This is a genomic window from Burkholderia sp. 9777_1386 (assembly GCF_015712265.1).
Lineage (GTDB): Bacteria > Pseudomonadota > Gammaproteobacteria > Burkholderiales > Burkholderiaceae > Burkholderia > Burkholderia cenocepacia.
Genome location: NZ_JACCQB010000047.1, coordinates 36,826 through 49,533 on the forward strand (window position 1 = coordinate 36,826; position 12,708 = coordinate 49,533).

Annotated in this window: 13 protein-coding genes and 1 pseudogene; 7 read left to right on the forward strand and 7 right to left on the reverse strand. The window is 68.4% G+C overall.

Features of this window, described 5'->3' with window-relative positions; translation table 11 throughout:
* Positions 1-5 precede the first annotated feature (5 nt).
* Both H0X91_RS27260 and H0X91_RS27265 read right to left on the reverse strand, forming a co-directional pair.
* The gene (locus H0X91_RS27260; RefSeq protein ID WP_112750758.1) at positions 6-1,430 is read right to left on the reverse strand and encodes a sensor histidine kinase; all 1,425 of its coding nucleotides are present in this window, start codon (positions 1,428-1,430) and stop codon (positions 6-8) included.
* Positions 1,417-2,082 (reverse strand): response regulator transcription factor, encoded by a 666-nt coding sequence (locus tag H0X91_RS27265; protein ID WP_006486117.1) that lies wholly within the window; start codon positions 2,080-2,082, stop codon positions 1,417-1,419. The genes H0X91_RS27260 and H0X91_RS27265 overlap by 14 nt, the downstream gene beginning before the upstream one ends.
* A gap of 240 nt (positions 2,083-2,322) precedes the next feature.
* On the opposite strand from H0X91_RS27265, the gene H0X91_RS27270 reads away from it, so the two are divergent.
* The 4 genes from H0X91_RS27270 (at position 2,323) to H0X91_RS27285 (ending at position 5,463) form a co-directional block, all read left to right on the forward strand.
* On the forward strand, positions 2,323-3,348 hold the full coding sequence (locus H0X91_RS27270; RefSeq protein ID WP_196433520.1) for an ABC transporter substrate-binding protein: 1,026 nt from the start codon (positions 2,323-2,325) through the stop codon (positions 3,346-3,348).
* Between the two features lie 125 nt (positions 3,349-3,473).
* Positions 3,474-4,784, forward strand: coding sequence for an MFS transporter (locus H0X91_RS27275; protein WP_027808611.1), 1,311 nt, complete (start codon positions 3,474-3,476; stop codon positions 4,782-4,784).
* Positions 4,785-4,891: 107 nt separating this feature from the next.
* Entirely contained in the window at positions 4,892-5,167 is a 276-nt protein-coding gene (locus H0X91_RS27280; RefSeq protein WP_006482105.1) for a YlcI/YnfO family protein, read from the forward strand.
* A complete protein-coding gene (locus H0X91_RS27285) occupies positions 5,164-5,463 on the forward strand; it encodes a type II toxin-antitoxin system RelE/ParE family toxin (RefSeq protein WP_060267626.1) in 300 nt (99 codons plus the stop codon). The genes H0X91_RS27280 and H0X91_RS27285 overlap by 4 nt, the downstream gene beginning before the upstream one ends.
* Positions 5,464-5,498: 35 nt before the next feature.
* On the opposite strand, the gene H0X91_RS27290 is transcribed toward H0X91_RS27285, so the two are convergent.
* Both H0X91_RS27290 and H0X91_RS27295 read right to left on the reverse strand, forming a co-directional pair.
* Positions 5,499-7,304, reverse strand: a complete 1,806-nt coding sequence (locus H0X91_RS27290; protein WP_196433521.1) for a sensor histidine kinase — start codon at positions 7,302-7,304, stop codon at positions 5,499-5,501.
* Positions 7,301-7,948 (reverse strand): response regulator, encoded by a 648-nt coding sequence (locus tag H0X91_RS27295; protein WP_006495658.1) that lies wholly within the window; start codon positions 7,946-7,948, stop codon positions 7,301-7,303. The genes H0X91_RS27290 and H0X91_RS27295 overlap by 4 nt, the downstream gene beginning before the upstream one ends.
* 325 nt (positions 7,949-8,273) lie before the next feature.
* On the opposite strand from H0X91_RS27295, the gene H0X91_RS27300 reads away from it, so the two are divergent.
* Positions 8,274-8,726, forward strand: a complete 453-nt coding sequence (locus H0X91_RS27300) for a hypothetical protein (protein ID WP_006482104.1) — start codon at positions 8,274-8,276, stop codon at positions 8,724-8,726.
* Positions 8,727-8,834: 108 nt separating this feature from the next.
* The gene (locus H0X91_RS27305; RefSeq protein WP_006493340.1) at positions 8,835-10,853 is read left to right on the forward strand and encodes a VTT domain-containing protein; all 2,019 of its coding nucleotides are present in this window, start codon (positions 8,835-8,837) and stop codon (positions 10,851-10,853) included.
* Between the two features lie 24 nt (positions 10,854-10,877).
* Here the strand turns inward: H0X91_RS27305 and H0X91_RS27310 are convergent, their stop codons facing one another.
* The 3 genes and pseudogenes from H0X91_RS27310 to H0X91_RS27320 form a co-directional block, all read right to left on the reverse strand.
* Positions 10,878-11,207, reverse strand: coding sequence for a helix-turn-helix domain-containing transcriptional regulator (locus tag H0X91_RS27310; RefSeq protein WP_006479699.1), 330 nt, complete (start codon positions 11,205-11,207; stop codon positions 10,878-10,880).
* Positions 11,204-11,535: pseudogene (locus H0X91_RS27315) on the reverse strand (type II toxin-antitoxin system RelE/ParE family toxin). The gene H0X91_RS27310 and the pseudogene H0X91_RS27315 overlap by 4 nt, the downstream one beginning before the upstream one ends.
* 287 nt (positions 11,536-11,822) lie before the next feature.
* The gene (locus H0X91_RS27320) at positions 11,823-12,377 is read right to left on the reverse strand and encodes an arsenate reductase/protein-tyrosine-phosphatase family protein (RefSeq protein WP_006495654.1); all 555 of its coding nucleotides are present in this window, start codon (positions 12,375-12,377) and stop codon (positions 11,823-11,825) included.
* 155 nt (positions 12,378-12,532) lie between these two features.
* Here H0X91_RS27320 and H0X91_RS27325 point away from each other — a divergent pair.
* Positions 12,533-12,708: helix-turn-helix domain-containing protein (locus H0X91_RS27325; protein ID WP_196432814.1), on the forward strand; the 176-nt coding region annotated here is incomplete at its 3' end.

Sequence of the window (12,708 nt, forward strand, 5' to 3'; positions counted from 1 at the left end):
GTTGTCTAAGCGTCGCGTGCGGCGTGCGTCGTCGCCGGCCGCGGAAACGTCAGCACCACCGCGAACCCGCCCGCATCGGGAAATGCGAACCCGACGCGCCCGCCGTGCGCCTTCATCACTTCCTGCACGATCGCGAGCCCGAGCCCGGACCCCGTGCGCCGCTCGCTGCCGTCCGGCGCGATCCGCACGAACGGCTGCAATGCCGCGTCCCAGTGCTCGCGCGGTATCCCGCGCCCGTTGTCGATGGCGGTCAGCGTCACCGCTTGATCCGCGTTGCCCTGGGTCGCGACCGACACGACGATGTCGTCCGCATGGCCATGCAGCAGCGCGTTGTGCAGCACGTTCGACAATGCTTCCTGCAGGCTGATCGCATCGCCGTCGATCCACGCATGCGGCGCGTCGCTCGCGAACGCGACGGCCACGTCGCGCTCGCCGGCGAGCGGAATCGTGCGGCCCAGGACCTCCTTCGCGAGCGCGACGAGGTCGACCGGTTGCAGCGGCACGGCCTCGGTGCGATGAATCACCATCGCGTGATTGAGCAACTGCCCGGTGAGCCGGCCGACGTCCGACGAGGTCGCGCGCAGCGCATCGAGCCGCGCCGCGTGACGCGCGGGGTCGGATTCGCCGTCGAGCAGCTCGATCTGCGCGTCGAGCCGCGCGAGCGGCGTGCGCATCTGGTGCGCGGCGTCGGCGATGAAGCGCTGCATCGCGTTGATCCGCTCGGCGAGGCGGTGCATCAGGCCATTGATCGACCCGATGATCGCGTCGATTTCGCTCGGCGTATCGACGGCCACGGGCCGCAGGTCGGCCGGGTCGCGCGCGGCGATGATCGCGCCGATCTGCGCGAGCGGGCGCAGGCCGCGCCGGATCGCGAGGCCGCTCGCACCGACCGCGAGCACGCTCATCAGCAGGATCAGCGTCCACACCTTGAGGCTCATGTCGTTCGTCAGCTGCTGGCGCGCGTTGGTTGTCTGCGCAACCGTCACGAGCGCCCAGCCGGGCGTGCTTTCCTCGGGCATGTAGCGTGCGATCGTCGCGGTGCGGATCCGGTGACCCTGGTAGACGGCGTTCGCGAACGCGGGGCCCTGCTTCGCGGCGGCGAGCGTCGCGGGGCTCGCGAGGTCGTGGTAGCCGGCCACGACGACGCCGCGCGAATCCACCACCTTGTAATAGACGAGGTCGTAGCGCGACAGTGTCGACAGCGCGGCCACCGGCGGATTCAGCGCGAGCACGCCGCCTTGCACGTACAGGTTTTCCGCGACCTGGATCGACGCGCCCGCCAGCAACTGGTCGTACGCGCGTTCGGCCGCGACGCCCGCGTAGTAGCGCGCGATCGCCGCGAGCGCGAGCGCGCCGGTCGCGACGACGAGCGCGATGAACAGCAGCGTGCGTCCGAACAGCGTCTTCGGAAACCAGTCAATGCGCGGCAATCTGATACCCCATCCCGCGGGCGGTGCGGATCTCGACCGAGCTGCCCTGCAGCTTCCTGCGCACGCGCGTCACGTATTGCTCGACCGCGTTCGCGGTCGGCTCGTTGCCGAAGCTGAACAACTGGTTCAGCAGTTCTTCCTTCGAGAAGATGCGCTGCGGGCGGCTCGCGAGGATTTCGAGCAGCGCGAATTCCTGGCGCGACAGCGACAGCGGCTGGCCGTCGAGTTCCGCGAGGCGGCTGCTGCGGTCGATCACGAGGCCGCCGAGCGTCAGCACGTCGTTCGCGTGGCCGCTGTTGCGACGCAGGAGCGCCTGCACGCGTGCGTCGAGCTCGCGGTAGTCGAACGGCTTCACGAGGTAGTCGTCGGCGCCGAGGCCCAGGCCGCTCACACGGTCGTCGATCGCCGAGCGCGCGGTGACGAGCAGCACGGGCGTCGTGCTGCCCGACGCGCGCAGGTTGCGCAGGACCGTGAAGCCGTCCATGCCGGGCAGATTCGCATCGAGCACGACGAGATCGAAACGCTCGACGCGCAGCAGCCCGTTCGCGGTCGCGCCGTCGGTTTCGAGATCGACGGCGTGGCCGAGCCGGGCCAGGCGGCCGCGGATCGCCGCGCCGATTTCGGCATCGTCCTCCACGACGAGAATACGCATGGTGCCGTTTGCAGGTAGAGGGGTTAGGGGTTTTCCCGAGGCCGGGATGTCAGCATTTTCTCAGACTCGGTCGATAACCTGTGTCGAGCCGGAAGCAGGATGCAAGGACGGCATTAATACCAGAAATATTCAAGGAGACGGCAACATGCAGCATGTCACGGGCACGACGAACGCGCGCCGCGGCGCTACGCCGGCCCGCGCGTGGCGGCTGGCCGTTCGCCGCACGTCGACGGTGCGTGCATGACGACGTCGCCGCGTCGCCGCGCGTTGATCGCCGCCGGGCTCGGCGTGCTGGGCGTGCTCGGGGCGCCGGCGCTGGTGCGCGCGAAGCCGCGCACGGTGCGGATCTCGAAAGGCTATGGCGTGCTGTACCTGCCGCTGCTCGTGATGGAGAAGCAGCGGCTGTTCGAGCGGCATGCGGCGCGCCACGGCGTGCGCGACGTCGCGGTCGAATGGGTGCTGCTCGACGGCGGCAATTCCGTCAACGACGCGATGATGGCCGGCACGCTCGATTTCGCGGGCGCCGGCGCGCCGGGTTTCATCGAGCTATGGGCGCGGGCGCGCGGCATTCCGAACGTCGAGGTGATCGGCATCAGCGGGCTGTCGACCACGTCGCTGTCGCTCAACGCGAACCGGCCGGGCCTCGTGTCGCTGCGCGACTTCGCGCCGTCCGACCGGATCGCGGTGCCGGGCATCCGCACGTCGCTGTCGGCGGTCGTGCTGCAGATGGTCGCGAGCCGGCAGCTCGGCCCCAGGCATTTCGCGCAGCTCGATTCGATCACCGTGAACCTGCCGCATCCGCAGGCGATGCAGGCGCTGATCCGCCGCGAGAACGGCGTGACCGCGCACTTTACGTCGCCGCCGTTCTCGACGCTCGAATTGCGGCAGCCGGGCATCCATCGCGTGGTGAGCTCGGTCGACGTGCTCGGCCCGATGACGCTCGACGTCGTGTTCGCGCCGAAGCGGCTCGTCGATGCGGAGCCCGCGCTCGCCGTCGCGTTCCTCGGCGCGCTCGACGAAGCGAATCGCCTGATCGCGCAGGACCCGCGTGCGGCGGCGGCGCTGTATGCGACGTCGTCGGGCGTCGGCGTGTCGCACGACGACGTGATGCGGATGCTCGCCGCGCCCGACACGCGCTTCTCGGCGCTGCCGAACCAGCTGATGGACTACGTCGAATTCCTGTACCTGGCCGGCACGATCAAGGCGAAGCCGCGCGCGTGGCACGAGATGTTCGCGCCGATGCTCGACGACTACCGGTCGGGTTGAGCCACGCCTGCGGCCAACCGAATCCATTCATCGAACCCGCTGACGCCGGCGCATTCGTCACGCGCGACGCCGAATCAACCCGCCGATTCAACCGATATGCAACCGATTCACGCAAGGAGCCTGAAGTGAACGCTACCGACACCCTGGACCCCGCGTCCGCCGAAGAACAGCGCATCATGTCGAAGATGGCGCGGCGCTTGCTGCCCATCCTCGTCGTGATGTTCCTGATCGCGTTCATCGACCGGCAGAACGTCGGTTTCGCGAAACTGCAGATGGTGCACAGCCTCGGAATGACGGAAGCCGCGTTCGGACTCGCGTCGTCGCTGTTCTTCATCGGCTACCTGCTGTTCGAGGTGCCGAGCACGCTCGCATTGCATCGTTACGGCGCACGCGTGTGGCTCGCGCGGATCATGCTGACGTGGGGGCTCATCACGGTGCTGATGGGCTTCACGACGTCGATGCCCGCGTTCTGTTCGCTGCGCTTCGTGCTCGGCATCGCCGAGGCCGGTTTCTATCCGGGCGTGATCTATTACCTGACGCTGTGGTTCCCGCAGAGCTACCGCGCGAAGGTGCTCGGCATCTTCACGCTCGGCAGCGCGCTCGCGAACATGCTCGGCTCGCTCGTCGGCGGCCTGCTGCTGAGCCTGAACGGCGTGTGGGGGCTCGCGGGCTGGCAGTGGGTGTTCGTCGCGACGGGCATTCCGGCCGTGGTCGTCGCGATCGTCGTGTTCCGCGTGCTGCCCGCATCGTTTCGCGAAGCGCGGTTCCTCGACGAGCGCGAGAAGCAGATCGTCGCGGCCGCGCTGGAGCGCGAGAAGCCGGCGCAGGCCGAGCACGGCCAGCCGTGGAAGGCGCTGCTCGATCCGCGCGTGATGCTGTTCGCGGCGACCTACATGCTGATGTCGACGTCGCTGTACGGCGTCACGTACTGGCTGCCGACGATCGTGAAGTCGTTCGGCGTGTCGAGCACGACGAACGGGTTCCTGAGCATGCTGCCGTGGGCGCTCGCGGTGGTGCTGCTGGTGTGGCTGCCGTCGAAGCTGCGGCGCGCGAAGAGCATCCTGCGCACGATCGCGATCGTCGCGGCGCTCGGTGCGCTCGGTTTTCTGCTGAGCCTCGTGCTGCCGTCGACGCCGCTGCGCTTCATCGCGCTCGTGCTCGGCGGCGCGTGCATCCCGCTGCTGTATCCGTGCTTCTGGTCGATGCCGCCGCGCTATTTCACCGGCGCGCGGGCGGCCGCGAGCGTCGCGGCGATCAACTCGATCGGCAACCTCGGTGGCTTCTTCAGCCAGAACCTGATGCCGTTCGCGGGCAAGGTGACGGGCACCGCGTTCGGGCCGATGATCGTGCCGATCGTGTGCCTCGCGCTGCTCGGCGTCGGCGCGCTGGTCGCGTGGACGCGCTCGGAGCGGGGGATGGTGGCGGCGCGGGCGTGATGGGGCGCGGCTTGGCCCGGGATACGTGGGTTAGGCCGAATGGCTGACTGCACGCGAAAAAGTGAGTGTGCTACCATGCATTACATATGTAATACATGGAGTGTGCGATGAAAACCGCGACCATGCCGGCGCTGCGTGTCGATCCGCAATTGCGGGAGGAGGCAGAGTCGGTCCTTGAGGAAAACGAGACGTTGTCTGCGTTCATGGAGTCGGCGCTGCGCGACGGGATCGCACGTCGCCGTCTGCAACGCGAGTTTGTAACCCGTGGCCTCGCATCGCGCGACGAGGCGCGTCGTACCGGTGAATACGTCGATGCCGCCGACGTGCAGGCCGAACTCGAGGGTATGCTGAAGGCTGCGCGTGCAGCGAAGGCGGCTGATTGATCTATCGGGTCCGATATACACGTGCGGCCCGTGAGGATCTGGTACGGATGTATCGATACTTGCTCGAACGTGATGTGGATGCGGCGGCGCGGGCTGTGGACGCGATCGAACCAGGTGTCGCCATGCTCCGCATGTTTCCGTTCACATGCCGCAAGGTCGATCACGGAAATCCATTTTTGCGCGAGCTGATCGTGTCCTTCGGCACGTCGGGCTATGTCCTGCTGTTCGAGATTGAAGCAGCCGAGCAAGTTACGATTTTAGCCGTACGACACCAACGGGAAGATGATTACCACTGATACGTGACGATGCGGTGGTTGTCGTTGCGCGTTGGTCAGCGATTGATTCGCGAATCCCCGTCCACGCCATGCGCGACCGCCACAGGCGCCGGCACCCGCGGAATCTCCACCTCGACCGTCGTGCCTTCGCCGAGCGTCGTCGCGATCCGCAGCGTGCCGCCGACCAGATACGCACGCTCGCGCAACCCCACCAGCCCGAATGAACTCGACTTGCGCGGCACCGCGGGATCGAAGCCCGCGCCGTCGTCGCGTATCGTCAGCGCGATCGCTTCGCCGCCGCACACGAGTTCGACGTTCGCATGCGACGCGGCCGCGTGCCGGGCGACATTCGCGAGCGCTTCCTGCGCGATGCGGAACACGGCCGTCGCATACGGCTCGTCGAGCTGCAATTCGGGCGGCTCGACGTGCAGCGCACACGCGATCCCGTGACGGTGCCGGAAATCCTCCACGAGCCATTGCATCGCCGCCGCGAAGCCGAGATCGTCGAGCATCAGCGGGCGCAGGTCCGACGCGATGCGGCGGGTCGCGGCCACCGCGCCGCGCGCGAGCGCATGCATCGCCGCGATCTTGCGCGCGAGCGACGCGTCGTCCTGCGGCACGCGGTCGATCAGCCATTCGAGATCGTTCTTCAGCGTCGCGAGCGTCTGCGCCAGTTCGTCGTGCAGTTCGCGCGCGATGCGGCGCTGCTCGGCTTCGCGCGCGCTGGCGCTGATCGCGGCGATGTCGCGCAACTCCTCGCGCGACGCCTGCAGCGCCCGCTCCGCGCGCACGCGTTCCTCGACTTCGCGTCGCAAGTCGCGGTTCGACGCGCTCAGCTGCGCGGTGCGCGCGGCGACGCGCTGTTCGAGCCGTTCGTTCGCCTCGTTCAACTGCGCGCTTTTCTGCGCGACGAGCAGATGCTGGTAGCGCGCGCCGGCCAGCGCGCGCACCGTCTGCGCATGCAGCCGGCCGTTCTCGAACAGCATCGCGAACAGCACGACGCCCGACGCGACGAGACCGTACGCACGCCCCGCATAGAAGCCGAGGTCGAAGCGGCCGTGATTCAGCATCGACGACAGCGCGATGTCGAACAGCCACGCGACGAGCACCGTCATCACCCACAGATCGAGCACCGAATGGCGGCGCCGCTGCCGCCACATCAGCATCAGCGCGACGAGGTTCAGCCCCCAGACGACCGTGATCGCGTTCGTCATCGTCGCGGTCATCCTGTTGCCGCTCATGATGCGCGGCAACAGGTCGTGGCCGGCGGTCGCGAGCAGCGCGAGCGCGACCGTCGCGCCGATCGCGGCCGCGATGCAGAGAACGACCGGAATCGCCGCGCGGCGCTGCGGGGCCGGAGCCACGCGCCCGCGCGACGCTGCGCGCAGCAGCGCGTACGCGGCGACCGACAGCGGAAAGCCGCCGTGCCAGAACAGGTACAGCCACGCGGTGGTCTGTTCGCCGGCGCCGAGCAGGCCGCGCGGCGCGAACAGGCCGGGGAAGGTCAGCATGTGCGTGCCGGCCATGAACGCCGTGAACAGGTAGCCGCCCGCCAGCACGAGCAGCGGCTTCTCGCGCAGGATCGCGTACTGGCCGAGCAGCAGGCCGGCCGTCACCATGTCGTTGACGACGATCGCCGACTGGTACACGGGAATGAACGCCCAGCCCGGCGCGAGCGGCAGGGGGGCGAACGGTGCGAGCGCGGCGAAGATCACGGCCGAGACGAGCACCGTCGCGAGCGCGAGCCGCCGCTCGCGCCGGCCCGGCGGCAGCGACGACATGAACAGGCGCGACGTATCCGGATCGTCGTCGTTCGGCGGCGGCGGCAGCGGTGCGGAGGGGAAGCGGAAGGCGGCCATCATGCGTCGTCGGCGCCGAGGTCGAGATCGTGGCGCACCGCGTAGCGGATCAGGGCGGCTTCGTGCGGCAGCGCCATCTTGTCGAGGATGCGCGTCTTGTACGTGCTGACCGTCTTCGCGCTCAGCGCGAGTTCAAACGCGATCTGCGTGACCGTCTGGCCGGCGACGATGCGGCGCATCACGTCGAGTTCGCGCGCGGACAGTCGCTCGTGCGGCAATACCTGAGCCGGCGCGCGCAGCGTGCGAGCGAGGCTTTCGGCCGCGGACGGGCTCACGTAGATGCCGCCCGCGGCCACCTTGCCGACGGCTTCGACGAGCTCGGCGGTCGCACTGTCCTTCGTCAGGTAGCCGGTGGCGCCAGCCTTGAATGCGCGCGCCGCATACTGCGTTTCCGCGTGCATCGTCAGCACGAGCGTGCGCAGCGACGGCGCCTGGCGCTTGACCAGCCGGATCAGCTCGATGCCGGTCGGCGCGGGCATCGACAGGTCGAGCAGCAGCACGTCGGCGACGGTGCGCTCGGCCAGCGCGAGTGTGCCCGAGCCGTCGCTCGCCTCGCCGACGATCTCGAAACCGCCGGCCATCTCCAGGATGTGACGCAGTCCGTCCCGCATGACTGCGTGATCGTCAGCCAGAATTACCCTGATCATCTTCCAGCGATCCTCTTCGGGATGACGCCGCGTGTTGCCGTCCGGTTGTCGCCGCGGCCGTTCTTCTGACCAATATATGCCCCCGGACCCGAAAACGGTACTCGTTCGAGAAATTTTCGGGAGGGTTTAACGCGGAATGTGCACTGAAACGAAATAATTCACGGGAAAGGGTACGGCGCGACGCGCATCCGGATCCGGGTATTCCCGGGTGATCGTGGCACCCGCGCGGGGCCGGCGCGGCATCACGGCAACCGGTCCGCGAACCGGTCCGATTCGGGACTAAACTGGTGCCCGATGCCACTCGCGTCAACCAAGGAGTCCTGCGATGATCGACCTTGCCGATATCCTGCCGTCCGCATTGCCCGCCGCTGTCGCGTGGGCCGAAGCGGAGGCGGCGCGCGGGCTCGCGCGGGGCACGCCGCTGACGCCGGCACAAGCCGACGACGCGCGCACGGTGGGCGTCGCGCAACCGGAGCGGATCCGCGTGACGGCCGTCGATCGCATGCCGTTTCCCGACACGCCGACGCTTGCCGCGCTCGCCCGCGACACCGGGCTGCTCGCGCCCGGGACGATCGGCCTCACGCTCGGCCATGCGGTGTACGTGCTGCGCGGGCAGGACACGCGCCGCCTGCTGACTCACGAATTCCGGCATGTGCATCAATACGAGGCCGCCGGCTCGATCGGCGCGTTTCTTGCGCGCTATCTGCACGAAGTCGCGACGGTCGGCTACCACGATGCGCCGCTCGAGGCCGACGCGCGACAACACGAATTCGATTGACCCCTGACCCCGACACCGGCGCGAGCGTGCGCATGTCGCGATGAACGTATCCAATGCCCCTGCCGGCCCGCCGTTCGCGCGCCGGGCCGCACCGTTCGGGAGCGTGTGATGAGCGACACGATCCATGCGTGGATCGGTGCGATCGGCGCGCATCCGCTGCTCGTGCTGGCGATCGTGTTCGTGGCCGCCTGCGCGGAGGCGATCGCGTTGATCGGCACGATCGTGCCGGCCGGCGCCGTGATGTTCGCGGCCGGCGCGCTGATCGGCGCGGGCGCGCTCGACGCGTGGGCGACGATCGGCGTCGCGGCCGTCGGCGCGGTGATCGGCGACGGGATCAGTTACGAACTCGGGCGGCATTACCGCGGGATGATCCGCAACGCATGGGCGCGCTTCGGCTATGCGAACGCCTACGCGCGCGGCGAGGAATTCGTGCTGCGTCACGGCATGAAGAGCATCGTGCTCGCGCGTTTTCTCGCGCCGGTGCGTGCGGTGGTGCCGGTCGTCGTCGGCTGCGCGACGCTGCCGCGCCGGTCGTTCTATCCGGTCAACGTGATCTCGGCGCTCGTGTGGGCGCCTGTCCACGTCGCGCCCGGCATCCTGTTCGGCGCGTCGGCCGCGCTGGCCGCGGCGATCAGCGTGCGGGTCGCCGCGATCCTGCTGGTCGTCGCCGCGCTGGTCGCGCTCGTGTGGATCGGCGTGCGCATCGCGCTGCGGCGCGGCTGGCCGCTGCTGTGCCGTGCGCTCGCCGAAGCCCTGCATGCCTGCGCGCGCCGCTGGCCGCGGTTCGGCGCGCGGCTGCACGACGGGATCGCGTACCTGCGCGGGTTGCCGGGCGCGGTGCCCGTGCTCGCGCTGCTGTTCATCGGCTGTGTGTGGCTGTTCGCGGGCATCGTGCAGGACGTCGTCGCGAACGATCCGCTGATGCACGCGGACATCGCGCTGTACGCGTTCCTGCAGAACCTGCGCACGCCGCCCGTCGACGCCGCGATGAGCGCGCTCGCCGTGCTGCATGGGCACGACACGGGGCTGATCGTCGCGGCCGCGTTTCTCGTCTGGCTGATGATTCATCGCTGCTGGCTGTCGGCTGCGTGGTGGCTCGCGACGGTCGGCGTCGCCGTCGTGCTCGTGCCGGTGTTCGGCGGAGGCGTGCCGGGCGCGACACCCGCGAGCCTGCCGCCCGGCGCGCCGCACGTGGCGCTGCCCGACGCCGACGCCGCGTTCGCGATCCTCGCGAGCAGCGGCCTCGGCTGGGTGCTCACGCGCGACCGGCCCGCGTTGTGGCGCATTCCGGTCGTGACCGCGGTCGTGCTGTGGATCGTGCTCGGCGGTTTCGCGCGGCTGTACGTCGGCGACACCTGGTTGTCGGGCCTGCTGGGCGGATGGAGCCTCGGGCTCGCGTGGTTCGCGTTGCTCGCCGGCGCCTATGCGTACTGGCGCGTGCGCGAGCATGTGCAGCCGAGAGGCGCGCTCGTCGCGGTCGTCGTCGTGCTCGCGACGGCCGGCGTATGGACGGTGCCCGCGCAATGGCAGCTCGATCGCGCGGCGCGTCCGCATGTCGGCGACGTGGTCGCGATGACCGTCGACCAGTGGCTGCGCGGCGGCTGGCAGCGCGTGCCGACGCGGCGTACCGAGATCGGCGGCGACCGCGAGGAATATCTGCCGCTGCAATGGAGCGCGACGTCGGACACGCTCGACCGGCATCTCGCGCAGGCCGGCTGGCAGCGTGCGACGCCGTGGTCGCCGGCCACCGCGCTGCGCTGGCTGTTGCCGCAGGCGCCGACGGATACGCTGCCCGTGCTGCCGCGCTATACGCATGGCGAAAGCACGCGGCGCGTGTTCGTCCATATCGACCCGGCCCACCCGGAAAGCCGTTTCGTGCTGCGGCTGTGGCGTTATCCGTACGTGCTGCAGGATGCGCTCGGCATGCGGCCGCTGTGGTACGGCGCGCTGTATCGCGAGACGCTGCGCCGGCCGGCGCGGCTGATGACGATCGTGCGCACGACGACGATCGACGATGCGGCGGCGATCGCGCAGGCGCTGGCGGTCGAGCCGACGATCGCGCATCGGCCGGCGGGAGTGACGGTCGCGCCGGACGAGATGCTGCTGGTGTGGATGGTGAGGCCGTGAGGGGCCGCGCGTGCCGTGCGCCCCTTACGCGTGCGACGGCTGCGCGGGAACGACGGACAGGCGCAGGCCGACGGTCTTGAGCACCGCGAGCAGGGTCTTCAGCGTCGGGTTGCCGTTCGGGGACAGCGTGCGATACAGCGATTCGCGGCTGATGCCGGCTTCGGCCGCGACCGCGCCGAGCCCTCCATACGCTTCCGCGACCGTGCGCAGCGCGAGCAGGCCGGCCGCGCGGTTGTCCGGGTCGTCGAGCGACTCCATCGCGACGCGCAGATAGGCGACCGCGAGCTCGCGGTCGGCGCCGAGTTCGGCGACCTCTGCGTCGTGGTGCGATACCGCGCCTTTGAGCTTGTTCACATTTGCCTCCGTTTCCAGTTCGACCAGTGTTCCTTTGCGCGCCGGATGTCGTCGGATTGACTCGCCTTGTCGCCGCCTGACAACAGCAGCACCAGGGCGCTGTCGTGCCGGCCGAAGTACACGCGATAGCGGCGCCGACATGGACGCGCAGTTCGGCCACGCCTTCGCCGACCGGCTCGCAGTCGCCGAAATTGCCGGTCTGCACGCGGCGCAGGCGCTCGCGGATGCGTGCCTGCGCGAGCTTGTCACGCACGGCGTTCAGCCATTCGGTGAAAGGCTCGCGACCGTCGTCGCGCTGATAGCGAAGCAGTTCGAACTTGGAGAGCATTGTAACTTATAAGCTACAAAAAATCAATGGAACGAATCGGGTCGCATGCAATGGCTTCACAGCCGACGCGCATGCAGCGTCTTCATGGTTCGGCTTTCAGGGCATGGAGCGGACCTCCCGGACGACGATCATTGTTTCATCCGGTCGGGCGCGCGACGATTCGGCCAAATGGCCGGTATCGATGGCGTGATGAGGGGGGATGCGCTCGGAGACGGAGAGCGAGAGGAACGACTGGGTGGAGGGTTTGCCGGCTCGCGATGTGTACCGCGAGCCGGCAGATTCCCGCGCTACTGCTTCGCCGGCACGGCGGTCGCGACCTTGTCGAGCGCCGCCGGAATGTACGTATCGAGTTGCGCGGTCACCGATTCGTAGAAGTCGATCGGCTTGCCCCATGCGTCGGGCACGTCGACGTGTTTCCCGCTCGCGTACTCGGCCAGCGTGAACACCTTGCCGGCCGCCGACGGATAGAGCGCGAGCACCTTTTCCTTGTGCTTGTCGGTCATCGTCAGGATGACGTCCGAATGCTTGACGTCGTTCGCGTTCAACTGCGCCGCGCGATGCGCGGACGTGTCGATCCCGCGGCGCTTCATCAGGATCACGCCGTTCTCCTCCGGCTTTTCGTCGTACGGATCCTCGTCGACCGCGCGCGAAATCACCGCGACATGCGCGTGGCGCTGCGCGATCAACTGGCCGGCAATCGCTTCCGCCATCACGCTGCGCCCGGTGTTGCCCGTGTCGACGAACGCGACCTTCTTCGGTTCGTCGGCCCATGCCGACGTCGCGCACTGGATGCCGACGCCGCAGAGCAGCGCAAGCGTGCCGAGGGTGTGCCTTCTTTTCATGATGTCTCCGCCAGGGTGGGGTGGTTGCTCGCCCCGGTGACGCACCGGGGTTTGCGGGAAATCATGACGGCCGCATGCGGCGGAAAAAAATAAACGGCCGGTTTTTGAACTGCACCCCAAAAGTTGGACTAGATCCAACCTTTGGGGTGTTTTTCATGACGAAGTACGACGAACGTTTTCGGCGTCGAGTGGTTCAGGCGTACCTGGCTGGAGAGGCCGGCACCAAGACACTTGCTCACCGTTACGGAGTGGGCAGGACGATGGTGCGACGTTGGGTGGCGAGCTATCGCGAGCATGGTGAACAGGGGCTGCGTAAGAAGCACAGCCACTA

Excerpts from the sequence above, each read along its gene's own strand:
- H0X91_RS27265 (WP_006486117.1), bottom strand. The coding sequence starts at position 2,082 with ATGCGTATTCTCGTCGTGGAGGACGATGCCGAAATCGGCGCGGCGATC.
- H0X91_RS27290 (WP_196433521.1), bottom strand. The coding sequence starts at position 7,304 with ATGATGGCCGCCTTCCGCTTCCCCTCCGCACCGCTGCCGCCGCCGCCG.
- H0X91_RS27295 (WP_006495658.1), bottom strand. The coding sequence starts at position 7,948 with ATGATCAGGGTAATTCTGGCTGACGATCACGCAGTCATGCGGGACGGA.
- H0X91_RS27320 (WP_006495654.1), bottom strand. The coding sequence starts at position 12,377 with ATGAAAAGAAGGCACACCCTCGGCACGCTTGCGCTGCTCTGCGGCGTC.
- H0X91_RS27305 (WP_006493340.1), top strand. The coding sequence starts at position 8,835 with ATGAGCGACACGATCCATGCGTGGATCGGTGCGATCGGCGCGCATCCG.
- H0X91_RS27280 (WP_006482105.1), top strand. The coding sequence starts at position 4,892 with ATGAAAACCGCGACCATGCCGGCGCTGCGTGTCGATCCGCAATTGCGG.
- H0X91_RS27300 (WP_006482104.1), top strand. The coding sequence starts at position 8,274 with ATGATCGACCTTGCCGATATCCTGCCGTCCGCATTGCCCGCCGCTGTC.
- H0X91_RS27270 (WP_196433520.1), top strand. The coding sequence starts at position 2,323 with ATGACGACGTCGCCGCGTCGCCGCGCGTTGATCGCCGCCGGGCTCGGC.